Origin of the sequence: [Mycobacterium] fortunisiensis (assembly GCF_019050325.1) — a bacterium.
GTDB classification, from domain to species: Bacteria; Actinomycetota; Actinomycetes; order Mycobacteriales; family Mycobacteriaceae; genus Mycobacterium; species Mycobacterium fortunisiensis.
This window is the reverse complement of the sequence record NZ_VOMB01000004.1, coordinates 1-22,570: the sequence shown is the minus strand read 5'-3', so window position 1 is coordinate 22,570 and position 22,570 is coordinate 1. Positions and strand designations below refer to the sequence as shown.

Genomic DNA, 22,570 nt, shown 5'->3' with positions numbered 1-22,570 from the left:
ATCCACTGCTCACCCGCCGTACGGTAGGCGCCGGCGCCTGGCCCGGCGGCCGCGGTTCCCGGTCACCGGACGCCTCGCCCCAGCGTCCCGGCCACCGGAACCGGTGGGTTGGCACTGTCGGCCCCGATGGTCAGAATCTCCGCCCATGACCGACGCGAGCATCCAGACCACCCGGAGCGTCCTCGTCACGGTGGCCGATGTCATCGACGAGAGCCCCGACGCGCGCTCGCTGGTCTTCAGCATCCCCGAGGAGCGACGCGAGCAGTTCTCCTACCGCCCCGGGCAGTTCCTGACCCTGCGGGTCCCCAGCGAGCTGACCGGATCGGTGGCCCGGTGCTATTCCCTGGCCAGCTCACCGCACACCGACGCCGCACCCAAGGTGACCGTCAAGCGCACCGCCGACGGCTACGGTTCGAACTGGTTGTGCGACAACGTCAATGTCGGCGACACCATCGAGGTGCTGCCGCCCTCGGGGTTGTTCACCCCGGCAAGCCTCGATGCCGACTTCCTGCTGTGGGCGGCCGGAAGCGGCATCACGCCGGTGATGTCGATCCTGAAATCGGTGCTGGTGGCCGGTACCGGCCGGGTGGTCCTGTGCTACGCCAACCGCGACGAGCGCTCGGTGATCTTCGCCGCCGAACTCCGCGACCTCGCCGCCCGCTATGCGGGCCGGCTGACGGTGCTGCACTGGCTGGAGTCGATCCGGGGCCTGCCGACCCGGGCCCAGCTGAGCGGGTTCACCCAGACCGTCTTCGCCGGGTCCGCGGGCTTCGAATCGTTCGTGTGCGGTCCGGCACCGTTCATGGCGGTGATCAAGGAGACGCTCGCCGAGGCCGGGGTGCCGCGGGAGCGGACCCACCTCGAGGTGTTCCAGTCGCTGTCCGGTGACCCGTTCGCCGAAGACACCACCCGCGTGGCAACGGATTCCGACGACGGTGACAGCGCAACCGTGCAGGTGGACCTCGACGGGGCCAGCCACCGGCTCAGGTGGCCCCGACAGGCGACGTTGGTCGACGTGCTCATTGGGGCCGGCGTCGACGTGCCGTACTCCTGCAAGGAGGGCCAGTGCGGGTCGTGCGCGGCCACGGTGGTTTGTGGCGAGGTGGACATGGCCGCCTGCGACATCCTGGAGCCCGAGGACCTCGCCGACGGGGTGATCCTCGGTTGCCAGGCCCGGCCGGTCTCCGACGACATCCACATCGAGTTCTGATTTCCACTGACCGGGATTGGCAGCGCCCACGGGGATCAAAGCGGTACACCATCAATGCCAGCCCTCGACGATAGGACCGAACAATGACCGAGCGCGTGATCGACCGGGTGCGCGACATCGCCGACCAGTTGCGTCAGCAAGGCACCGAAGCCGAGAAGATCGGCAAGCTCACCGACGACACCGTGAAGCTGATGAAGGCGGCGGGCAACATCCGCTTGCTGCAGCCCAAGGCGCACGGCGGCCTGGAGGTCCATCCGCGCGAGTTCGCCGAGACCGTGATGGCCACCGCCGCGCTGGACCCGTCGGCCGGATGGATCAACGGGGTGGTGGGTGTACACCCCTACCAGCTCGCCTACGCCGACCCCCGTGTCGCCGCCGAGATCTGGGCCGACGACGTCGACACCTGGGTGGCGTCGCCCTACGCGCCGCAGGGAGTGGCCACCCCGGTCGACGGCGGTTACCTCTTCAACGGCCGCTGGCAGTTCAGCTCGGGCACAGACCATTGCGATTGGATTTTCCTGGGCGCGATGATCGGCGACAGCGACGGTAAACCGCTGATGCCCCCGCAGATGCTGCACATGATTCTGCCGCGCAAGGACTACGAGATCGTGGAGGACTCGTGGAACGTGGTGGGGCTGCGCGGAACCGGCTCCAAGGACGTCATCGTCAAGGACGCGTTCGTGCCGTCGTACCGGACGATGGACGCGATGAAGGTGATGGACGGCACCGCCCAGCGCGAGGCCGGGATGACCGAGACCCTCTACCTGATGCCGTGGTCGACCATGTTCCCGCTCGGCATCAGCTCAGCCACCATCGGAATCGCCGAAGGCGCGCTGGCCGCCGCGCTCGATTACCAGCGGGAGCGGGTCAACTCCAGCGGTGTGGCGATCAAGGATGATCCCTACGTCATGTACGCGATCGGGGAGGCCGCCGCAGATATCAACGCGGCGCGCCAGGAGCTGTTGGCCAACGCCGACCGAATCTACGACCTCGTCGACTCGGGCTCCGAAGTGTCGTTCGAGGACCGGGCCGCGGGCCGGCGCACCCAGGTGCGGGCGGTGTGGCGGGCGGTGTCGGCGGTCGACGAGATCTTCGCCCGGTGCGGCGGCAACGCGGCGCGGATGGACAAACCGCTGCAACGCTATTGGCGCGATGTGCACGTCGGCCAGGCGCATGCCATTCACGTACCCGGCACGGTCTATCACGCCTCGGCACTGAGCTCGCTGGGCGTGGACCCGCAGGGTCCGCTGCGGGCGATGATCTGAGAGGACGAGCTACATGGGACTGATCAAGAGCCTCGGCTACGTCACCGTCGCGGCCACCGACATCGACCGCTGGCGGCACTTCGCCTTCAATGTGCTCGGCTTCGCCACCGGGACCGGGCCTGAGGAATCCGCGTTGTATCTGCGGATGGATGAGCGGGCCGCCCGCATCATCGTGGTGCCCGGCGAGTCCGACAAGATCGTGACCGTCGGCTGGGAGGTGCGCGACCACGCCGACCTTGAGCAGGTCAAGGCAGCACTCGACGCCGCCGGTGTGCCGTTCAAGCAACTCTCGCTGGACGAGGCCGACGCGCGCCGGGTCGAGGAGGTCATCGCCTTCGAGGATCCGGCCGGCACCGTCTTGGAGGTGTTCCACGGCGCGGTCCTGGACCACTCCCCCGTCGTCACCCCGCACGGCGCGAAGTTCGTGACCGGCGAGCAGGGGCTGGGGCACGTGGTACTGCCCGCACTCGACGTCGACGGGTTGTTCCAGTTCTACACCGAGGTACTGGGTTTCAAGTCGCGCGGCGCCTTCCGCGTCCCGGCACCGCCGGAGTTCGGGCCGATCCGGGTCCGGTTCATGGGGGTCAACGAGCGCCATCACAGCCTGGCGATCTGTCCCGCACAGAATCTGCGTGATCCCGGGCTGATCCACCTCATGGTGGAGGTGGACACCCTCGACGCGGTGGGCCAGGCCCTGGACCGGGTCAACGCCGAGGGCTTCCAGCTGTCGTCCACGCTCGGCCGCCACACCAACGACAAGATGGTGTCCTTCTACGTGCGCGCCCCCGGCGACTGGGATATCGAGTTCGGTACCGAGGGCATGCGAGTCGACGAAACCTATTACACGGCAGAGGAAATCACCGCCGACAGCTACTGGGGTCACCAGTGGGTGTCCGATCTGCCCGCCGCGATGCGCCCGTGACGCAGACTGACGACATCCGGCCGATTCCGGTCGGCGCGATCACCGAGTGGGCCGACGAGGCCGACGTGGTGATCGCCGGTTACGGCGTGGCCGGGGCGGCCGCTGCGGTGGAGGCGACGCGTGCCGGCGCCGACGTCCTGGTGCTGGAGCGCACCGGCTCCTGGGGCGGGGCTGCAGCCATGGCTGGTGGATTCATCTACCTAGGAGGCGGCACCGAGATCCAAAAGGCCTGTGGCTTCGAGGATTCAGTCGACAACATGGCGGCCTTTCTCAATGCCGCGATGGGCCCGGGAGCCGACGAACGCCGCATCGCCGATTACTGCTCCGGCAGCGTCGCGCATTTCGACTGGCTGGTGGACTGCGGGGTGCCGTTCAAGGCCGAGTTCTTCGGCGAGCCCGGTTGGGAGCCCATGGGCGACCAGGGCCTCATGTACAGCGGTGGGGAGAACTCGTACCCGTTCAACACCATCGCCGCGCCGGCACCGCGCGGGCACGTGCCGCAGATGCAGAACAAGAAGCAGGGCGAGTCCAGCGCCGGTTACATGCTGATGAAGGGCCTCGTCGACACCGCGACCGCGGCCGGGGCACGGTCGCTGTACGACGTGCGAGTGCAGGCCCTGATCGTGGAATCCGACGGTCGCGTCGTCGGCATCCGGACCAAGCGTTACGGCACCTCGATCGATATCCGTGCGCGGCGGGGCGTGGTGCTGGCCACCGGCAGCTTCGCCTACAACGACGACATGGTGGCGCGGTACGCCCCGCGCATCGCCGGGCGCCCGGCCGCCTCGATCGAGCAGCACGACGGGCAGGCCATCCGGATGGCGCAGGCGCTCGGTGCCGATCTGGCCCACATGGATGCCACCGAGGTCGCATTGTTTATCGATCCGCAGCAGCTGGTGCGCGGGATTCTGGTGAACGAACGCGGCCAACGCTACGTGGCCGAGGACACCTATCCCGGCCGCGTCGGTCAGCTGACGCTGTATCACCAGAACAACACCGCCTATCTGATCATCGACGGTGACGCGCAGGAGGAGGCGATGGCTTCGCTGTCGCCGCAGCTGATGCTGCGGCCGCCGACGTGGGTGGCCGACACCGTCGCGGATCTGGAGGCCGAGATCGGGCTGCCTGCCGGGTCCCTGCAATCGACCGTCGCCGCCTACAACGACGGCGCCGCCCGCGGCGAAGACTCGCTGCTGCACAAGAAGCCGCAGTGGCTCACTCCGATCAAATCTCCGGTTGGCGCCATCGACCTGCGCGAATCCACCGGCGGGTTCACCCTCGGCGGCCTGCACACCACCCTCGATGCCGAGGTGCTACACGTCAGTGGGGAACCGATCCCTGGACTGTTCGCTGCCGGACGTTGCACCGCAGGCCTGGCGGCCTGGGGATATGCCAGCGGGGTGTCGCTGGGCGACGGCAGCTTCTACGGTCGTCGCGCCGGGCGGGCCGCCGCCACGGCATAACTGCTCTCCAACGTGAAGAAGGTCGCGAGATTTCTCCGGAAACTCGCGACCTTCTTCACGTTCGGACAGATATGTGACAACACCCACACCAATATGCTACAAACAGTCATATGACTAATAGTCATATGCCGTCCAGGCACGTAGCTCTATGTGGGAGGTCCTCATGACAATGGCTGTCGAGAAGGCGGGCGAGACGCCCAGTGCTGTCATCGACCGGGTTTCCCTGGTCCTCGATGTCTTCGACGGACCGGGCCGGCTGACGTTGGCCGAGATCGTGCGCCGCACCGGCCTGCCGCGGTCGTCGGCCCACCGGATCCTGGAACGCCTCGTGCACCTGCGGTGGCTGCGCCGCGACGGCCGCGACTACGAGCTGGGCATGCGGTTGGTCGAGCTGGGCTCGCTGGCACTGCACCAGGACCGCATCCACCGCGCCGCCATTCCTTTGCTGCGTGATCTGCACCGGGCCACCGGGCTGGTCGTGCACCTCGCGGTGCTCGACGGTTCCGACGTGGTGTACCTGGAGAAGATCGGCGGCCAGATGGTGGCCGCCATCCCGACCCGCATCGGCGGCCGTCAGCCCGCCCACTGCACCGCTGTCGGCAAGGCCATCCTGGCCGACAACCCGTCGGCTACCGTCGACTTCGCCGAACGCAAGACCCGGTTCTCGATCAGCACCGAACGACAGCTCACCGCCGAGCTGGCCAAGGTCCGCGCCCACGGTGTGGCGTTCGAACGGGAAGAGTCGCTGGCCGGATTCGGTTGCGTCGCTGCGCCGATCGGCCCGGCCGGTGCCGCCGTCGCGGCGGTGTCGGTGTGTGGCCCGATGAACCGGATGACCTTCGACCAGCGGCTGACCGCTCCGGTCCGCATGACTGCCATGGGCATCTGGCGCAACGCCGAAGACGGCCCGCAGCGAGTGGTTCCGACCTTGCAGAGCTTGCGGCCACTTCGCGTCGGCCACCCCGCCGCCCCTCGGCCCACGTCGACGCTGCTTCCGGCATGACCCTCGACCCCCAGATCGCGGATTTCATCGAAACTCTCGATTCCGGCTTCCCGCCCGTACACACGATGACCGGTGCACAGGCCCGCGCTGAGATCCGCGCCAGATTTGTCGCCAACCCTCAACCCGAAGCGGTCGCCTCCGTTGCCGACCACCGGGTGCCGGTCGACAACGGATCCATCGATGTGCGGGTCTACCGGCCCGAGGCCACCGGACCGCTGCCCATGCTGGTGTTCGCCCACGGTGGCGGCTTCGTGTTCTGCGATCTCGACAGCCACGACGGGTTGTGCCGCAACCTCGCGAATCTGACTCCCGCCGTGGTGGTTTCGGTGGACTACCGGCTGGCTCCGGAGCACCGGTGGCCCACCGCGGCCGAGGACTTCTACGCCGCCACCCGCTGGGCCGTCGAGCACGCCGCCGATTTCGGGGCCGACCCGGCACGCGTCGCGGTGGGCGGGGACAGCGCGGGCGGCAATCTGGCCGCGGTGACCACCCTGATGGCTCGCGACCGCGGCGGGCCGGACCTGGCCGGGCAACTCCTGCTGTACCCGGTCATCGCCGCAGATTTCGACACCGACTCCTACCGGATGTTCGGACGAGGCTTCTACAACCCGCGCCCGGCGTTGCAATGGTATTGGGACCAGTACGTCCCCGTCGTCACCGATCGGCGGCATCCGTACGCCTCACCGCTGCAGGGCGACATGCGCGGGCTGCCGCCTGCCGTTGTGGTGCTCACCGGCCATGATCCCCTGCGCGACGAGGGAATCGCCTACGTCGACGCCTTGGAGGCCGCCGGGGTGAATACCGTCCGCTGCGCGTTCGACGGCGGCATCCACGGGTTCATGACGATGCCGATGCTCGACATCGCCCACCGAGCCCGGCGGCAGGCCGCTCGCGCGCTAAGTGATCTGCTCGGCTCCTAGCACCGAGCCGTAACGCTGCTCGGGGTCGAGCACGCAGTGGGTGCGGCTGAACACCGTCACCATGCACTTGTTGTTGTGGTTGCAGCGGCTGTGTGAGGCGGGCTCGGCGATCATCGTGTTGACCCGGTCGGGTTCGCGCAGCAGCGCCCGGCCCATCGCGAAGAAGTCGAAGCCTTCCCGCATCCCGGTCTCGAGGTGTTCACGATCGTTGATGCCGCCCAGCAGAATCAGTTTGGTGTTGCGCATGACCGGCACGAACTGCCGGGCCGCCTCCAGCATGTAAAGGTCGCGGTACGCGTATACGCCCATCGTCTGCTTGCCCACCAGCCGCACCGCCGGCCGCAACGCCGCCGGCATCACCTTCGCGAACTCCTTGACCGGCACATCGCCGCGGAACAGGTACATCGGCTTGTACACCGACGAACCCTGAGTCAGCTCGAGGGCATCGAGGGTGGCGTCGGCGTCGAGGAGTTGAGCGGTACGCAGTGCCTCGTCGATCCAAATACTGCCCGGCAGGCCGTCGTCCATGTCCAGCTTGGCGATCACCGCGATCCGGTCACCCACCACCTCGCGCACCCGCGTCGCAATCTCCCGGACGAACCGCGAACGGTTGTCGATGTCACCGCCGTACTCGTCCTTACGACGGTTGATCAGCGGGCTCAGGAAAGAGCTGGGCAGGTAGAGGTGGCCGAAGTGCAGTTCGACGGCGTCGAATCCGGCGTCGACGGCTACCTGCGCGGCGGCACCGAACTGATCGATCACTCGGGCGATCTCGGTGCGGGTGATCTCGCGGCAGTAGGCGAACGAGGTCGGGTTGACAAACCGGCTGGGCGCCACCGCGGTGACCCCGGTCAACTTCTTCTGCGCCACCACCCCGGCGTGCCCGAGTTGCGCCGAAATGGCCGCCCCCGCACCGTGTACCACATCGGTGAGGCGACGCAGGCCCGGCAGCGCCTTGGCGTCCATGACGATCTGCCCGGGTGCGCTCGCGCCCTCGGGCGACACGCAGCAGTAGGCGACCGTGGTCATCCCGACACCGCCCTCGGCGAAGCTGCGGTGGAAGTCGATCAGGTCGTCGGTGACCAGACCGTGCGGTGAGCGGCCTTCGGACGTGGCGGCCTTGATCACCCGGTTGCGCAATGTCACGGGACCCAGCTGAGCCGGACTGAACGAATCGGTCATCGGCACACCTTCGCCCCGGCTCCCCCGGCCGTCAACGGTGGTGTCCCGATGGCCGGGAACGCTACCCGAGGATCCAGCTGTCCCGTCGTAATCTCGCGTCATGGCCGAGGTTTTCGTCATCGACCGGGTGGTCACCGCCCCGGGCTGCGCCCAGAAGTTCGTTGACGCCTACCTGGCCGGGTACGCCCCGGGCGCCCGTGACCGCGGCATGACCCTGCGCAATGTCCTGGTCAGCCCGCCCATCTGGTTCGACGACCGGTCCAACGTGGTCACGATCACCTGGACGCTGCCGAGCCCTGAAGCCTGGTGGCAGATGACCTGGCGGGGCCGGCCTGATCCCAGCGTGGCGCGGTGGTGGGACAGCATCACCGATCTGGTGGTGGAACGCACACGCGAGGTTGCATCCGCCTCCGGCGACGTCGACGTCACCGCACTCGCCTCGGCCGCCACATCCACCGGCGCGGCCACATTCGGGGTCACCCGCCTGATCGACGTCGACGAGTCCGAGCGCAGCCGCATCCTGGGCGCCCTGCGTGACGCCGCCGAACGCAGCGGTGCGCTGCGCTCAGTGGTGGAGCCGACGCTGCCCGGGTCGCGCAACGGTGGCGACATCCTGGTCCATCTGCGGTTTGCCTGCGACAGTGACTGGGAGAACAGTCGTTTCGACGCCGCGCTGACCGATCCGGCGATCACCCGGGTCAACGGGGTCACCTACCACGGATCACCGATGCGCCGCGGCAGCGGCACCGTGTACCGCGCCCTGCTGCTGCGCGTCTCTGCCGAGGTAGAGGCTGAGACGGTCGCAGCATTCGAACGCGAGCTCACGTTGATGCCGCGCTACGTTCCGACCATCGCCGCCTGGCAGCTGAGCCGGGTCGAGCAGGCCATCGGCACCAGCGAATGGACCCACGTCTTCGAGCAGGAGTTCACCGACGTCGACGGTCTGATGGGCCCCTACCTCATGCACCCGATCCATTGGGCGGTGGTCGACCGCTGGTTCGATCCCGAGACCACCGACATGATCGTCCGCGACCGGGTGTGCCACAGCTTCTGTGAACTGAACCACCCGGTACTGCCGGCAGGTATCTGAGACGGGTTGCGCCCCTTCGGCGCGTCGCGTGGCCAAAGCAGGTGTCGACTTGCCCGCCTATCAGAGACAGTGTCGCTGGCAGCTGGACACTGGGCGGATAATGCTGATGCGTCTAAAGGTGCGTGAGGGGCAACACTGAACAGCCACAATGGGTTTGACGAGGCACGCCGAGAGAAACCCGGCCGGCAGCCTTATATCCCGGCGGGCAAGATATTGGGATTCGCCGCCGCCGGTGGCTGCAGTGGCGGCAAGACCGTGCCGCCGTCCAGCGAGTACACCGGAAGTTGCTGCGACCACGGATAGTGCAGGCTGAATGCCACCAGACCGGTCCGCTCCGCGGCGGGCAGGTGGCACATCGCCAATACCGTTTCGGCCAGGTACTCGACGGGCTCGGTCGGAAAGCTCTCCGGAATCAGCGAGTCCGCGCCCGGGGTGCGCACGGCGGTGGACGGGCCCACGCAGTTCACCGCGATGTCGGCGTCCAGCAGCTCGGCGGCCACCCCCTGGGTGAACCGGTGCAGCGCAGCCTTGCACGATGCGTAGATGACGTCGCCGGCGGTCTTGTTGTAGTCCCGGTAGGGCCGGACGGGCGCCACTCCCGTCACCGAGCCGATGTTGACGATCCAGCCGGCACCCTGCGTACGCATGTGCGGCACAGCCGCTTTCGTCAGCGCGAACGGTACCTTCAGGTAGTGCTCGACGGTGCGATCGAAGGTCTCGTCGGGCATATCCTCGACCACCGAGTAATCGGCATAGCCGGCGTTGTTGACCAGGATGTCCAGCCGGCCCGTGCGCTCGACCACGGCCTCGATGAGGCCGTCGCGTGCCGTCGCGTCCTCCAGGTCGGCGGTCAGTCCGAGGGCCGACCCGCCGGCCTTTTCGATGAGGGCGATGGTTTCCTGGATGGTTCCAGGTATCGCCTCGGTGACCCCGGCCCGCGTGGACGGGGTCGGAGTGGCCGAACGCGCGGTCACCGCCACTGTCGCGCCTTCGGCCGCCAGCCGCTGCGCGATCGCACGGCCGATACCGCGGCTGCTGCCGGTGACCAATGCCGTTTTACCGGCGAGGATCTGGCTCATCGGAGAACGAAATCCTCTTCGATCGGTGCGCGATGTTGGTGCCACAGATCCACCAGACGATACGGCGTGGCCACCACGACGCGTCCGGACTGAGACCGGTAGTAGGTGTGGGCATTGGGCGTATGGCACCACACCGTGCCCTGCATGGTCCGATCGATCCCGTCGACGTAATCGTCGAACGCGGCCTGAGTTACCTCCATCGTCGACGCCTCACGCAATGCCATCAGCTGCAGGCACTCCACGATGTAGTGCGCCAGGATCTCCATCGAAAAGTTTGCCCCCGCACCATGTCCCGGGCTGTAGTTGGGTGCAGAGGTGATGAACAGGTTCGGGAATCCCGGCACGGTGCCGCCGCGGTACGCGCTGGGGCTGTCACCCCACACCTGGGCCAGGGTCGTGCCGTCACGGCCCCGGATGTCCACGGTGGACAGGAAATCCAGATGGTAGCCGGTGGCGTAGATGATGACGTCGAGGTCGATCTGGCGGCCGTCGGCGGTCACGATGCCCCGCTCGTTGACTTCGGCAGGCTCGCTGGCCTCCACATCGACGTGGTCGCGGGTCAGCGCAGCGTAGTAACCGCCCGGGTCACGGATGATCCGCTTGCCGTACGGCGCGAAATCCGGGGTCACCTTCTTGGCCAGTTCTGTTCCGGCACCGAACATCCGCTCGATGTAGTCCAGGCACATCTGCAGGAGCACGTCGTTGGCCGGCGAGATCGACAGATGCGTTTTCGACCATTCGGGATCTTGCAAGATGATCGGGTAATTGTTGTCCGCGGTGCCCCAATACGACTTCAGCCGGTGCCACATCGCGTAGTACGGCAGCACTCGGCCCAGGTAGCGGCGGTGTTCGGGGACCTCGTCGGACAGGCGCTTACGCGGCGCGACCCAGTGCGGCTGACGTTGGAACACCGTCAGATGCTCGACTTCGTCGACGCAGGCATCGACGATCTGCACCGCAGTGCAACCAGCACCGATCACCGCGACCTTCTTGCCCGCCAGATCCAGTTCCGGGTCCCATTGCGCCGAGTGAATGCTGATGCCCGCAAAGCTGTCTCGCCCTTTGAGGTCGGGGAAGCGCGGACGGTTCAGGTATCCGGCGGCGGTGACGACGACGGTGGCGTGATCGACCGACCGGGTACCGTCGGCCGTGCGGGAGTGGATCTCCCACTGCTGACGCGCTTCGTCCCACCACAGGGCCTCGACCTCGGTGCCGAACCGGATGTGGCGGCGCAGATCGTGCTTGTCGGCCAGCGACACCAGATAGGCCTGGTACTCCGCACCCTGCGGATAGTAGTTCGACCAGTCCGGGTTCACCTCACGCGACAGCGAGTAGTACGCCGAGGGGGTATCCACCCCGATGCCCGGATACCTGGTGGTCAACCAGGTACCGCCGACCTCCTCGTTGCGGTCGAAGATCTGGAACTGCACCCCTTCCTCGGCGGCAGCCAGTGCCACCGCCAGGCCGGCGATGCCCGCACCGATGATCGCGACAGTCGTGGTCTCAGGAATCGGTGTAGTACGGGGCAACGTAGGCTGCGACGGGCGAAAACCACCTTGTTCCAACAGCAGGTCGACGTGCTCGTCGTCGACCGGGCCACCCAGGACGACCGGCAGCAGCCGGGCGAAGAAGTCGCGGTCGTCGACCGGCAGCCCATCGGCGGGACGGGCCCGGCCGAGCGCGGCCACGATCTCGTCGGCCAGCGTCGCGGCGGTCTGGGGATCGGTGGCTCCGGCCCGCTCGGGCGGATCGGGCACGTGGTCGATCTTGGCTTCGTACCGATCGATGACCGCAGGATCACCCGTCATCTGCGCCAGCACCGCGACCAGGACACCGGGGTCCGCCTCCAGAAGATGGGCGCGCAGAACATCTGGATCTTGGGCACGATCCGCGAGTGACGAGGATTCAGTGGTAGCGGTCATGGGATCGAGTATCGAAGGATTTGTGTCCTGACCGCGCCCACCCTGTCTACTGAGCGGGAGACGAACCCCCGTGAGCACCGGTGGCGTGCCTACTCTGCCGACCATGCATTCCGACGACCTGGCCGCCGTCATCGCCCAGGCACGCAGCCACAGCCTCGCGGACATCCCCCGCCGCTCGGCCCGCAAGCAGCCGGACAAGACCGCCATCATCGATGGCGACGTGGTACTGAGCTTCGCCGAATTCGATCGGCTGGTGGACCGCGCCGCCGCAGCCTTGCACGAGAACGGGTTGCTCCCGGGTCACCGGGTCGCGTTGTTGTCGCGCAACTGCTGGCAGTACGCGGTCCTGGCGCTCGCCACCGCCCGCGCCGGAGTCGTCCTGGTGCCGATCAATTTCATGCTGACGCCCGAGGAGATCGCCTACATCCTCGGCCACAGCGGAGCTACCGGATTCATCGTCGAAGCGGGCCTGACTCCGATCGCCGAACAGGCCATGACAGCGGGGACAGCGGTCCGCACCCGGGCGGCGCTCGTCCCCTCCGACCAGTCACGTCCCGACGACTGGCCTGATTTCGCCGAGTGGCTCACCACCACCGCCGATGTTCCCGGCTGCCGGATCGACGACGATCAGCTGCTGCGGGTGATGTACACCAGCGGCACCGAGTCGCGTCCCAAAGGTGTCATGCACAGCAGCCGCAGCTTGATGTGGCAGTACATCAGCACCATCGTGGCCGGTTCGATGTCCGGCGACGATGTCGAAATCCATTCCCTGCCGCTCTATCACTGCGCGCAGCTGGACAACTTTCTGGCCACCGACATCTACCTGGGCGCCACCAGCATCATCGTGCCGCGACCGGACCCCGAGCTGGTGCTGCGCACCATCGAGCGCTACGGCGTCACCAATTACTTTGCGCCCCCGACAGTGTGGATCAGCCTGCTGCGCAGCCCGGTGTTCGACGAGGTGGACCTGTCCAGCCTGCGCAAGGGCTACTATGGCGCCTCCCCCATGCCGACCGAGATCCTGCACGAGATGCGCCGGCGGCTGCCCAACCTTCGGCTGTGGAACTTCTACGGCCAGACCGAGATGGCCCCGCTGGCCTCGGCTCTGGGACCCGATGAGCAGGATGCTCATGCCGGGGCGGCCGGCCGGCCCGTCGTCAACGTCGAAACCGTCATCCTCGATGAGGGCAATGCGCCGGTTACCGCCGGTACCGTCGGCGAGATCGCCCACCGCAGCCCGCATCTCATGCTGGGCTACCTCGACGACGAGGACAAGACCGCCGAGGCCTTCGCCGGCGGCTGGTTCCACTCCGGAGATCTGGGCTTCTACGACGAGCACGGCCTGCTGCACGTCGTCGACCGCAAGAAGGACATGATCAAGTCCGGCGGTGAGAACGTCGCCAGTCGCGAGGTCGAAGAAGTTCTATACCGGCACAACGGCATCGAGGAAGCCGCGGTGTTCGGGGTGGCGCATCCGATCTGGGTGGAGGCTGTGGTCGCCGCGGTGGTGGCCCGGGCCGGCGCCAACCTGACCGAAGACGATGTGCTCGCCCACTGCCGTGACCACCTTGCCGGCTTCAAGACCCCCAAACAGGTGTTCTTCGTCGACTCCCTGCCGAAGAACCCCAGCGGCAAACTGCTCAAACGCGATCTGCGGCAGCGGTTCAGCCTCGAATTCACAAGCAACTGAAGGGATTTACCGTGTACACCGGCCGCATCGCACGCTTCGACGAACCCGGAAAGCCGTTCCAGATCCAGACCGTCACCCTGCCCGACGTCGGCCCCGGGGAGATACTGATCCGGGTCCTGCGGGCGAACATCTGCGGATCGGACGTGCACGCCTGGCACGGCACCTTCGCCACCCGCGGCCTGGGCGGGCAGCTGCCCACGGTGCTGGGGCATGAAATGGTCGGTGCGATCGAGGTTCTGGGTGAGGGGGTGGCGACCGACTCCAACGGCAAGCCGTTGACCCAGGGCACCCGGGTGGTGTTCCCCTACTTCTACTGCTGTCACAAATGCCGCAACTGCCTGGCGGGGCGACGCAACGCCTGCATGAACCTGAAGATGGCCATGCTGGGTCGCGCCGACGAACCGCCGTATTTCGTCGGCGGCTATGGCGACTACTACCTGTTGCCGGCGGGCGCAGTGGTCTACACCGTGCCCGATTCGGTCAGCGACGATATCGCCGCGGGCGCGAACTGCGCGCTGTCGCAGGTCATGTACGGCCTCGAACGGGTCGATCTGCAACTCGGCGAGCACGTAGTGGTTCAGGGAGCCGGCGCACTCGGTCTCTACGCGGTGGCCGTGGCCAAAGCCCGCGGGGCGGACAACGTGATCGCCATCGACGGCATTCCCGAAAGGTTGGAACTGGCAACTGCATTCGGAGCTGACTCGGTGATCGACCTCAACGAGGTCGCCACGCCCAAGGACCGCGCCAAAGCGGTACGCAAGTTGACCGACGGCCAGGGCGCCGACGTGGCGGTCGAGGTCGTCGGCCATCCGTCGGCCATCGACGAAGGGTTGCAGATGCTGGCGCAGTTCGGCCGGTACGTCGAGATCGGCAACATCAATATCGGCAAAACCTTCGAATTCGACCCATCCCGGTTCGTCTTCACCAACAAGACCATGGTGGGTGTCTCGCTGTATGACCCGGCCGTGCTGTCCCGTGCGTTGGCTTTCCTTGACCGCTATCAGCACCAGCTGCCGTTCGAACGGCTTGCCGCAGCATCGTATTCGCTCGACGACATCAATGCCGCCTTCACCGCGGCCGACGGCAAGCGCGATATCCGCGCCAGCCTGATCCCCTGAACCCTTCCACGCAGCTAAGGACGACTGTGCCCACTTTCGAACACGACAAACTGTTCATCGACGGCCGATGGACCACCCCTTCGGAAAACGGGGTTATCGACGTCGTCGACCCCGCGACCGAAGCCGTGATCGGCCACGTGCCCAACGGCAGCGCCGCCGATGTCGACGCCGCGGTGGCCGCGGCCCAGCGGGCCTTCGATCCGCTGATCTCCGTCGCCGAGCGCCGGGAGCGGCTGAGCCGGGTGATCGCCGCGATGGAGAAGCGCCTGCCCGACATCGCCGAACTCATCACCGCCGAGATGGGTGCCCCGGCGCGGATCGCGCAGACGGTGCAGACGCAGGTGCCGCTCGCGGTGGCCAAGGGCTTCGCCGAGGTGCTGGACACGTTCGAGTTCGAGGAACGCATGGGCAATTCGCTGGTGCTGCGCGAGCCCTACGGCGTCGTCGGGGCGATCACCCCGTGGAACTATCCGCTCTACCAGGTGGTCGCCAAGGTGTTGCCGGCCATCGCTGCGGGGTGCACCGTCGTGCTCAAGCCCAGCAACGAGGCCCCGCTGTCGGTGTTCGCGTTCGTCGAGGCGTGCGAGGACGCGGGCCTGCCGCCCGGGACGGTCAACCTGGTGTCGGGTCCGGGTCGGGTGATCGGCGAACACATCGCGGCCCACCCGGACGTCGACTTCGTCTCGTTCACCGGCTCGACCGGGGTCGGTGCGCGGGTGGGAGAACTGGCCGGCCAGTCGATCAAGAAGGTCGCCCTGGAGCTCGGCGGCAAATCTGCCAACGTGATCCTCGACGGCGCCGACCTGGCCACCGCGGTGAAGGTGGGCGTCGGCAACGCGTTCCTCAACGGGGGCCAGACCTGCATGGCATGGACCAGGATGCTGGTGCCGCAGAACCGCTACGGCGAAGCGCTGGACCTGATCGAGTCCGCGGTGTCGCGCTACACCGTGGGCGACCCGCGGGACCCGGCGACCCGCATCGGGCCGTCGGCGTCGCGCTCACAGTTCGAAACGGTGCGTGGATTCATCGAACGCGCCCAGCGTGACGGTGCCCGGCTACTGACCGGCGGTGCGGAGCCAGTCCGCGACATCGGGTTCTTCGTGGCCCCAACGGTTTTCGCCGACGTAGACCCGAGCTCCGAGCTGGGACAGGAAGAGGTGTTCGGCCCGGTGCTAGCGGTGATCCCCTACACCGATGCCGACGACGCGCTGCGCATCGCCAATGGCACCCCGTACGGTCTCTCGGGCGCGGTGTGGGCCGGCAGCGACGAGGAGGCGATCGCGTTCGCCCGCCAGGTGCAGACCGGCCAGCTCGACATCAACGGCGGCGCCTACAACCCGGCCGCCCCGTTCGGCGGTTACAAGAAGTCCGGGATCGGCCGCGAACTGGGTCGGTTCGGCTTCGAGGAGTACCTGCAGACCAAGTCTCTTCAGCTCAAGGGGGACGCGTGAGCTCGCCGCTGAACGTCCAGACCGACGGACCCGTCCAACTCTGGACGATCGACCTACCCGAGGTCGCTAACGCCATCACCGACAAGAACGTCATCGCGGCGTTCGAAACCGGTGTGGATGCGGCTAACCGGGACACCACCGTCCGCGCTGTCATCCTCACCGGTGCGGGCAAGATCTTCTCCGCCGGCGGCAACGTCAAGGAGATGGCCGACCGCCGAGGCATGTTCGGCCTGGATGCCATCGACCAGCGTCGGGCCTACATCGATGGGATCCAACGGATCCCACGTGCCCTGGGTCGCCTCGAGGTGCCGCTGATCGCCGCGGTCAACGGCGCGGCCATCGGCGCCGGTTGCGATCTGGCCATGATGTGCGACATCCGGATCGCCTCCGAGCGAGCATCTTTCGCCGAGAGCTTCGTGCAGCTCGGCCTCATCCCGGGCGATGGCGGCACCTGGTTCCTGCCGCGCGCCATCGGCTACGCCCGCGCCGCCGAACTGACCTTTACCGGAGAACGAATCGACGCCGCAACGGCATTGGAATGGGGGCTGGTCAGCCGGGTGGTGGCCCACGACGATCTGCTGCCGGAGGCCCGCAAGCTGTCCGGCAGGATCGCCGCCAACCCGCCGCACGCGCTGCGGATGGCCAAACGGCTGCTGCAGGAATCGGTCACCGGATCGCTGGAATCCACACTGTCGATGGCCGCGGCGATGCAACCACTCGCCCACCACGACACCGAACACGAGCAGCGCATCGCGAAGTGGAGAACGGCGTGAGTGGCCCGTACTTCGAATTGCGAAACCAGGTCCGCGAATTCCTGGCCGAGCAGTTGGCCGCAGGCGCCTTCACGCCGTCGGTGGATGCCTGGTTGTGCGGATGGGACGAGAATTTCACCGCGTCCCTGGCCAAGCAGGGCTGGCTGGGCATGACGGTCCCCGTGCACTACGGCGGTCACGGACGCTCGTTTCAGGAACGGTTCGTCGTGACCGAGGAACTGCTGGCCGCGGGCGCCCCGGTGGCCGCCCACTGGATCGCCGACCGCCAGATCGTGCCATCGCTGCTGAAATACGGGACAGAAGAGCAGAAGTCAGAGTTCTTGCCTCGGATCGTGCGTGGTGAGTGTTTCTTCGGAATCGGGATGAGCGAACCGGATTCCGGCTCGGATCTGGCGAGCGTCCGCACCCGTGCGACACGGGTCGATGGTGGGTGGTCGATCACCGGTACCAAGGTGTGGACCTCGGGTGCTCACCACGCTCATGCGTTCATCGTGCTGGCCCGCACCGAACCGGTCGATCCGGCGCACCGGCATGCCGGGTTGAGCCAGTTCATCGTCGACCTGCACGCCCCCGGCGTGCAGGTCCGCCCCATCGTCTCGATGAACGGCGGGCACCACTTCAACGAGGTCGTGCTCGATGAGGTGTTCATCCCCGATGCCCTGGTCTTCGGCGAGATCGGCCGCGGCTGGACCCAGGTCACCTCCGAGCTGAGCTTCGAGCGGAGTGGACCCGAACGATTCCTGTCGACGTTCCCCCTGCTCGCGTTCGCACTCGAAAACACGTCAGATGATGCCGAATTGGGGCGTCTGGTCGCACGAGTGGCCGGACTGCACCACATGTCGACCGCGGTGGCCGGCGCCCTGCAGCGCGGCGAGAACCCCGACGTTCCGGCAGCCGTCGTCAAGGTCCTCGGCACCACCCTCGAGGGCGACATCGCCGAGTTCGCCGACCAACAGACCGGAGATGACACCACCGGGGACGCCGAGTGGGCCGAACTGGTGGCCACCGCGGTGGATCAACGCCCCGGCTTCACGTTGCGCGGCGGAACCAACGAAGTGCTGCGCGGGGTCATCGCGCGGGGATTGGGTATGCGATGAATACGACAGAACTGGCCTCGAAAGCACCTGCCGCGGTGGACCCCGACCTGGCGGCCATGATGGACGGTGTCTTCGCGGACTATCGCCAGACCGCGCGCACCGTAGCGACCGGTGAGCGGGTCATCTGTGACCGCGCGCTGTGGCAGCGCCTGGACTCGCTGGGCCTGGTCCGGTTGACCGGTGCGGAGGACGCCGGCGGCAGCGGCGCCGGCTGGCTCGAGGCCGCCGAGTTGCTCACTGCCGCAGTCCGTCATGGCGTGCGCGCTCCCCTTGCCGAACACGACCTGCTGGGGTGCTGGCTGCTGGAGGCTGCCGGGCAAACCGTCGACGACGCCGTGCGCACCGTGTGTGTGCTGCCGCCCGGCGGCGAATCCACCACACCTGTGCCGTGGGCCGCTGACGCAGAACGGGTCGTCGTGCTCTGGCCGGCCGGCGACGAGTACCGGCTCGGCGAGTTCGACACCGCCGAACTGTCACTCACCCCGGGCGCCAACCTGATCGGCGAACCACGCGACCGGATCAGCGTCGACACCACCGGAATCACCGGCCATCCGGTATCTACCGGTCTGGTGGACGAGCTCGGCCGCAAATCGGCGATGGTACGGGCGATCCAGGTGTGCGCGGCACTCGACAGCGCGGTGACGCTGTCCGTCGAGCATGTGGCGTCACGGGTGCAGTTCGGGCGTCCGCTGGCGAAGTTCCAGGCGATTCAGAACCTGATCTCGGATGCGGCCGCAGAGTCGGCGCTGGCGCGGGCCGCCACCGAGGCTGCGCTGCACACGGCGATCGGAACGGACTGGCAGTCAGCTCAACTGGATTTCCAGATCGCGACCGCGCGATCCTGCGCCGGGCATGCCGCATCGGTCGTGACCCGCAATTCCCACCAGGTGCACGGTGCGATCGGCACCACGCATGAACATCGGCTACACGAGTTCACCCGCGCCGCTCTGGCCTGGCGCTCGGAGTTCGGCTCCGTGCGCTTCTGGGACACTCAGGTGGCGGCGGGTGCCGTTGCTGCCGGCCGGCAACGGCTCTGGGCGTTGATCGCCGACGCATAGCGGTTTGATGTTCCGCTGACCGGTCACCGGTGCTGTTACCGGCGCCACATCACCGGTTGACTGCCGGCATGAGCAACCAGATCGCCCTGCCCGATGTCCAAGAGTTCATCTCCGGATTCTGGTACCACTACGACCAGGGCCACTTCGATGAAGTGGGCGCCCGCCTCGCCGACGAGATGGAGTACCTGAGCCGCTCGGACTCCGGTGCCTGCCCGTTCGAGCACCTGCTGGCTGCAGAACTGCACGGCAAGGCCGAGACCTTGGCCTGGCTCATCGAGCACCGCAACGAAAACCCGTACCCGTGCCGTCATCACGCGACCAACGTGTTCCGCACCGGCATAGACGGCGAGGTCACCAAGGTTCGCTTCTATCTGTTCGTCAACCAGATCACCAACAACGTTCCGTTCGCGGTGTCCAGCGGAGTCGTGGACGCGGGCATCCGGCGGGCGGACGAAGGTCTGGTGTTCACCTCGCTGAACGTCGTGCTCGACGCCGAGGACTCGATCCCGCTCGCCGAGCACACCGCCAAGGCCGCCGCCGGCGCCCAATCCGCGTGAACGCCGCAGAGGTCTTCGGCGGCGGCGTCGCCGTCATCACCGGGGCCGGCGCCGGAATCGGCGCCGGCCTCGCCCGGCATGCCAGCCGGTTGGGCATGACGGTGGTGCTGGTCGACATCAACGCCGCTGCCGTTGCAGATCTGCGCGACGAGATTGTGGCCGCAGGCGGCTCGGCCACCGACGTGGTCTGCGATGTACGTGATGCCGCTGCGGTGCAAGCGATGGCCGACGACGTCTACCGCGAACTCGGCCCGGTACGCCTGTTGGTGAACAACGCAGGCATCGAGCAGTTCGGATATCTGTGGGACACCCCGGTCGAGAACTGGCAACGCATCGTTGACATCAATATCAGCGGAGTGTTCCACGGCGTCAAGGCATTTCTGCCGAAGATGATGACCACCGACGCACCGGCCTGGGTATGGAACCTGTCCTCGATCGGTGGTGTTGCCGTTGTCCCGTTGCAGGCGCCCTACATCATGAGCAAGCATGCCGTTCTGGCCCTGACCGAATGTCTGCACCTGGAGCTGCAAGCCGCCGGACACGACCACCATGTGCACGTGCAGGCGGTGCTGCCCGGGGCCGTGGTATCCGACATCTTCGAGTCGGCCGGCGGGGTCGACTCGGGGGATACCGGTGCGGCCGAAGGACAACGGACCGCCATGCTCGACATCAAGGCCGAGGCGATGGATCCGCTCGCCGCCGCCGGAGTGGTGTTCGACCAGGCCGCCGAGGGCCGGTTCTATCTGCTCACCCAGCCCGACTACGTCGGTTCGGCGATGGCCGAGCGGGCCCGCGTGCTGAGCGCCCAGGAGGCTCCCCGGTTACGGACCGAGCGCCGTTTCGACCCGTCACAGGACTGAAATGACCTATCCACCACTGGATCCCGATGCCGCCGCCCGAGTCGCCTCGTTCGGTGAGATCGCTCCCATGCGGGCCCGCGGCCTGCAGTCCGTGCGGGCCGGCCTGGAATCCGCACCTCTGCCCGAGATGCCGGCCATGGCGGGCATCGAAGACCTGACCGCCCCGGGCCCGGCCGGCCCGATACCACTGCGCCTGTACCGGCCCAGCCCCGAGCCCGCCCTGCCGGTTCTGGTGTACCTGCACGGCGGCGGGCTGGTGATGGGTTCCAACCGTTCGTTCGAACCGACGGCCCGCGAGCTCGCGCGGGCCAGCGGGGCGGCCGTGGTGGCCGTCGAGTACCGACTGGCCCCCGAGTCACCGCCCCCAGCGCAGTTCGACGACGCCTACGTGGCCACCGAGTGGGTTGCCGACCATGCCGACGACCTGAACCTCGACGCACGGCGCCTTGCTGTCGTCGGTGACAGCGCCGGCGGATCACTGGCTGCCGCTGTGGCTTTGGCAGCCCGCGACCACAACGGTCCGCGAATCTGCGCCCAGGTGCTGCTCTATCCCGGCCTGGACCGCGACATGGGTGCCGCGTCGATCACGTCCATGCCGGACGCACCGATGCTGAGCCACGCCGACATCGTCTACATGCACGAACTGGTGGATCGCAGCGGTGGATCGCCCCGCGACCCCTACCAGGTTCCGGCGTATGCCGGCGACCTGAGCGGGCTGCCGCCGGCCATCGTCGTGACCGGCGCGTGCGACCCGATCCGCGATTGGGGCGAACGCTACGCCGAACGGCTGCGCTACGCCGGCGTCCAGACCACACTCACCCGCTATCCCGGTATGTACCACGGCTTTCTGATGCGCTCGGACACCACCGCACGCGGCCGTCTGGCGATGGCCGAGGTCGGTGCCCTACTGGGGGCGAAGTTCGCCCACCCGCTGGCATTCTGACGCGGTTCAGATACCGAGTACCTCTCGCGCCCGATCGATTTCGTCGGGATCAGCCGTCGTCGGGACGAGCCTGAGCTCATCGAGACCTGCTTCGCGCGCGCCGTTCACGGCGGCGAGGAGCCCTGATGCTCCGCAGTTCAACGTGCCTGCGGTCGGGGCCGTGAGGAAGGAGGACTCAGCTCCGGTGAGGTCGACATCTTGGTTCCAGAAATCCTGTACGTGTTCCCCGAGTTGATTCTCCGGGTCCGGACCGAGCGCGAACCAGACCGGTGCGGAGAAATGCGGCCGGTCCGTCCTTCCCGCCACCCGCCAGGCCTCCATGACTCGCTCACGCTGCGCAGCCAAAGCCTCGGCGTCGAAGTGAAGTGAGTGCGCCGGGTCGCTCACCCCGTCAGCCCACTGCGCAGCTCGGGCGAGCGCCTTCGGGCCGATGACGCCGGCGACGAGCGGGATGCCCCCAACCTGGACAGGCTGGGGGCCTGCGGGATGGTGTCCTTCGACAGGAGGCTCTTGGGCCCACACCCTGCGCATCGCCGCCACAGCCTCGTCCATACGTTGACGTTTCCGGTCGAGCGGGCTGCCGACCGCGAGATAGTCCTCGTCCCAAGCGCCGATGCCAACTCCGAGCGTCAGGCGCCCCCGGGACAAGACGTCTACCGTCGCCAGATCCTTGGCGAACAGGACCGGGTCCCGCATCGGGAGCGCAACGACATCCGTCCAGAGCCGCACGCGCTCGGTCACCGCTGCCGCGGCGGCCAGCTGCGGGACGACCGACCAGCTGTCGGGATAGAGCACCCGTTCGTAGGTGACGAGGCCGTCCCACGGCCCTTCGTCGATCTTGCGATACCACGCAAGCTCCGTCTCGCGTCCATGCGGGAACAGGGTTGGAAGACCCATGATTGCGCTCATCGAACGTCCCCAGGTGTGCTCGTTGAAATTCCTCACCTGTGAGCACCGGTCAGTGTAG

General features: G+C 67.2%; 20 protein-coding genes. 16 read left to right on the top strand and 4 right to left on the bottom strand.

Annotated features, from left to right (window positions below; all coding sequences use genetic code 11):
* Window positions 1–145: 145 nt before the first annotated feature.
* From FR943_RS03060 to lipP1, 6 genes are all read left to right on the top strand, one after another.
* On the top strand, window positions 146–1,210 hold the full coding sequence (locus FR943_RS03060) for a ferredoxin--NADP reductase (RefSeq protein WP_217154846.1): 1,065 nt from the start codon (window positions 146–148) through the stop codon (window positions 1,208–1,210).
* Window positions 1,211–1,293: 83 nt separating this feature from the next.
* On the top strand, window positions 1,294–2,475 hold the full coding sequence (locus FR943_RS03055; RefSeq protein ID WP_217154845.1) for an acyl-CoA dehydrogenase family protein: 1,182 nt from the start codon (window positions 1,294–1,296) through the stop codon (window positions 2,473–2,475).
* Between the two features lie 13 nt (window positions 2,476–2,488).
* Entirely contained in the window at window positions 2,489–3,397 is a 909-nt protein-coding gene (gene bphC / locus FR943_RS03050) for a biphenyl-2,3-diol 1,2-dioxygenase (protein ID WP_217154844.1), read from the top strand.
* Window positions 3,394–4,860, top strand: coding sequence for an FAD-dependent oxidoreductase (locus FR943_RS03045; RefSeq protein ID WP_217154843.1), 1,467 nt, complete (start codon window positions 3,394–3,396; stop codon window positions 4,858–4,860). The genes bphC and FR943_RS03045 overlap by 4 nt, the downstream gene beginning before the upstream one ends.
* 163 nt (window positions 4,861–5,023) lie before the next feature.
* On the top strand, window positions 5,024–5,863 hold the full coding sequence (locus FR943_RS03040) for an IclR family transcriptional regulator (protein WP_217154842.1): 840 nt from the start codon (window positions 5,024–5,026) through the stop codon (window positions 5,861–5,863).
* Complete coding sequence (gene lipP1, locus FR943_RS03035; RefSeq protein ID WP_217154841.1) at window positions 5,860–6,783, top strand: LipP1 family hormone-sensitive lipase; 924 nt, start codon at window positions 5,860–5,862, stop codon at window positions 6,781–6,783. Before FR943_RS03040 ends, lipP1 begins: the two co-directional genes overlap by 4 nt.
* Here the strand turns inward: lipP1 and FR943_RS03030 are convergent.
* A complete protein-coding gene (locus FR943_RS03030) occupies window positions 6,760–7,965 on the bottom strand; it encodes an NADH:flavin oxidoreductase (protein ID WP_217154840.1) in 1,206 nt (401 codons plus the stop codon). The two genes, lipP1 and FR943_RS03030, sit on opposite strands and share 24 nt — an antisense overlap.
* A gap of 100 nt (window positions 7,966–8,065) precedes the next feature.
* Here FR943_RS03030 and FR943_RS03025 point away from each other — a divergent pair, with 100 nt between their 5' ends.
* On the top strand, window positions 8,066–9,055 hold the full coding sequence (locus tag FR943_RS03025; protein WP_217154839.1) for a Dabb family protein: 990 nt from the start codon (window positions 8,066–8,068) through the stop codon (window positions 9,053–9,055).
* A 191-nt stretch (window positions 9,056–9,246) separates the two neighbouring features.
* On the opposite strand, the gene FR943_RS03020 is transcribed toward FR943_RS03025, so the two are convergent.
* Together FR943_RS03020 and FR943_RS03015 are read right to left on the bottom strand one after the other, a co-directional pair.
* Window positions 9,247–10,134 carry an SDR family NAD(P)-dependent oxidoreductase gene (locus FR943_RS03020; protein ID WP_217154838.1) on the bottom strand — a complete coding sequence of 296 codons (888 nt, stop codon included), beginning with the start codon at window positions 10,132–10,134 and terminating at the stop codon, window positions 9,247–9,249.
* A complete protein-coding gene (locus FR943_RS03015) occupies window positions 10,131–12,056 on the bottom strand; it encodes a flavin-containing monooxygenase (protein ID WP_217154837.1) in 1,926 nt (641 codons plus the stop codon). Before FR943_RS03015 ends, FR943_RS03020 begins: the two co-directional genes overlap by 4 nt.
* Window positions 12,057–12,159: 103 nt before the next feature.
* Here FR943_RS03015 and FR943_RS03010 point away from each other — a divergent pair, with 103 nt between their 5' ends.
* The 9 genes from FR943_RS03010 to FR943_RS02970 all read left to right on the top strand — a co-directional run bounded on the left by FR943_RS03010 (window position 12,160) and on the right by FR943_RS02970 (window position 21,603).
* A complete protein-coding gene (locus FR943_RS03010) occupies window positions 12,160–13,746 on the top strand; it encodes an acyl-CoA synthetase (RefSeq protein WP_217154836.1) in 1,587 nt (528 codons plus the stop codon).
* Window positions 13,747–13,757: 11 nt separating this feature from the next.
* The gene (locus FR943_RS03005) at window positions 13,758–14,864 is read left to right on the top strand and encodes a zinc-binding dehydrogenase (protein ID WP_217154835.1); all 1,107 of its coding nucleotides are present in this window, start codon (window positions 13,758–13,760) and stop codon (window positions 14,862–14,864) included.
* 26 nt (window positions 14,865–14,890) lie between these two features.
* On the top strand, window positions 14,891–16,315 hold the full coding sequence (locus tag FR943_RS03000) for an aldehyde dehydrogenase family protein (RefSeq protein ID WP_217154834.1): 1,425 nt from the start codon (window positions 14,891–14,893) through the stop codon (window positions 16,313–16,315).
* A complete protein-coding gene (locus FR943_RS02995; protein WP_217154833.1) occupies window positions 16,312–17,088 on the top strand; it encodes a crotonase/enoyl-CoA hydratase family protein in 777 nt (258 codons plus the stop codon). The genes FR943_RS03000 and FR943_RS02995 overlap by 4 nt, the downstream gene beginning before the upstream one ends.
* Entirely contained in the window at window positions 17,085–18,185 is a 1,101-nt protein-coding gene (locus FR943_RS02990; RefSeq protein WP_308170438.1) for an acyl-CoA dehydrogenase family protein, read from the top strand. Before FR943_RS02995 ends, FR943_RS02990 begins: the two co-directional genes overlap by 4 nt.
* Window positions 18,182–19,243 carry an acyl-CoA dehydrogenase family protein gene (locus FR943_RS02985; protein ID WP_217154831.1) on the top strand — a complete coding sequence of 354 codons (1,062 nt, stop codon included), beginning with the start codon at window positions 18,182–18,184 and terminating at the stop codon, window positions 19,241–19,243. The genes FR943_RS02990 and FR943_RS02985 overlap by 4 nt, the downstream gene beginning before the upstream one ends.
* Before the next feature lie 68 nt (window positions 19,244–19,311).
* Entirely contained in the window at window positions 19,312–19,800 is a 489-nt protein-coding gene (locus FR943_RS02980; protein WP_217154830.1) for a nuclear transport factor 2 family protein, read from the top strand.
* The gene (locus FR943_RS02975) at window positions 19,797–20,660 is read left to right on the top strand and encodes an SDR family oxidoreductase (protein WP_217154829.1); all 864 of its coding nucleotides are present in this window, start codon (window positions 19,797–19,799) and stop codon (window positions 20,658–20,660) included. The genes FR943_RS02980 and FR943_RS02975 overlap by 4 nt, the downstream gene beginning before the upstream one ends.
* A gap of 1 nt (window position 20,661) precedes the next feature.
* Window positions 20,662–21,603, top strand: coding sequence for an alpha/beta hydrolase (locus FR943_RS02970; RefSeq protein WP_217154828.1), 942 nt, complete (start codon window positions 20,662–20,664; stop codon window positions 21,601–21,603).
* 6 nt (window positions 21,604–21,609) lie between these two features.
* Here FR943_RS02970 and FR943_RS02965 read toward each other — a convergent pair.
* A partial coding sequence (locus tag FR943_RS02965; protein ID WP_217154827.1) for an LLM class flavin-dependent oxidoreductase occupies window positions 21,610–22,570 on the bottom strand: 961 nt, incomplete at its 5' end.

Coding starts and splice junctions, on each gene's coding strand:
- FR943_RS03030 (WP_217154840.1), bottom strand. CDS start 7,965: ATGACCGATTCGTTCAGTCCGGCTCAGCTGGGTCCCGTGACATTGCGC.
- FR943_RS03025 (WP_217154839.1), top strand. CDS start 8,066: ATGGCCGAGGTTTTCGTCATCGACCGGGTGGTCACCGCCCCGGGCTGC.
- FR943_RS02970 (WP_217154828.1), top strand. CDS start 20,662: ATGACCTATCCACCACTGGATCCCGATGCCGCCGCCCGAGTCGCCTCG.
- FR943_RS03055 (WP_217154845.1), top strand. CDS start 1,294: ATGACCGAGCGCGTGATCGACCGGGTGCGCGACATCGCCGACCAGTTG.
- FR943_RS03015 (WP_217154837.1), bottom strand. CDS start 12,056: ATGACCGCTACCACTGAATCCTCGTCACTCGCGGATCGTGCCCAAGAT.
- bphC (WP_217154844.1), top strand. CDS start 2,489: ATGGGACTGATCAAGAGCCTCGGCTACGTCACCGTCGCGGCCACCGAC.
- FR943_RS02985 (WP_217154831.1), top strand. CDS start 18,182: ATGAATACGACAGAACTGGCCTCGAAAGCACCTGCCGCGGTGGACCCC.
- FR943_RS02980 (WP_217154830.1), top strand. CDS start 19,312: ATGAGCAACCAGATCGCCCTGCCCGATGTCCAAGAGTTCATCTCCGGA.
- FR943_RS03060 (WP_217154846.1), top strand. CDS start 146: ATGACCGACGCGAGCATCCAGACCACCCGGAGCGTCCTCGTCACGGTG.
- FR943_RS03010 (WP_217154836.1), top strand. CDS start 12,160: ATGCATTCCGACGACCTGGCCGCCGTCATCGCCCAGGCACGCAGCCAC.
- lipP1 (WP_217154841.1), top strand. CDS start 5,860: ATGACCCTCGACCCCCAGATCGCGGATTTCATCGAAACTCTCGATTCC.
- FR943_RS03040 (WP_217154842.1), top strand. CDS start 5,024: ATGACAATGGCTGTCGAGAAGGCGGGCGAGACGCCCAGTGCTGTCATC.
- FR943_RS03020 (WP_217154838.1), bottom strand. CDS start 10,134: ATGAGCCAGATCCTCGCCGGTAAAACGGCATTGGTCACCGGCAGCAGC.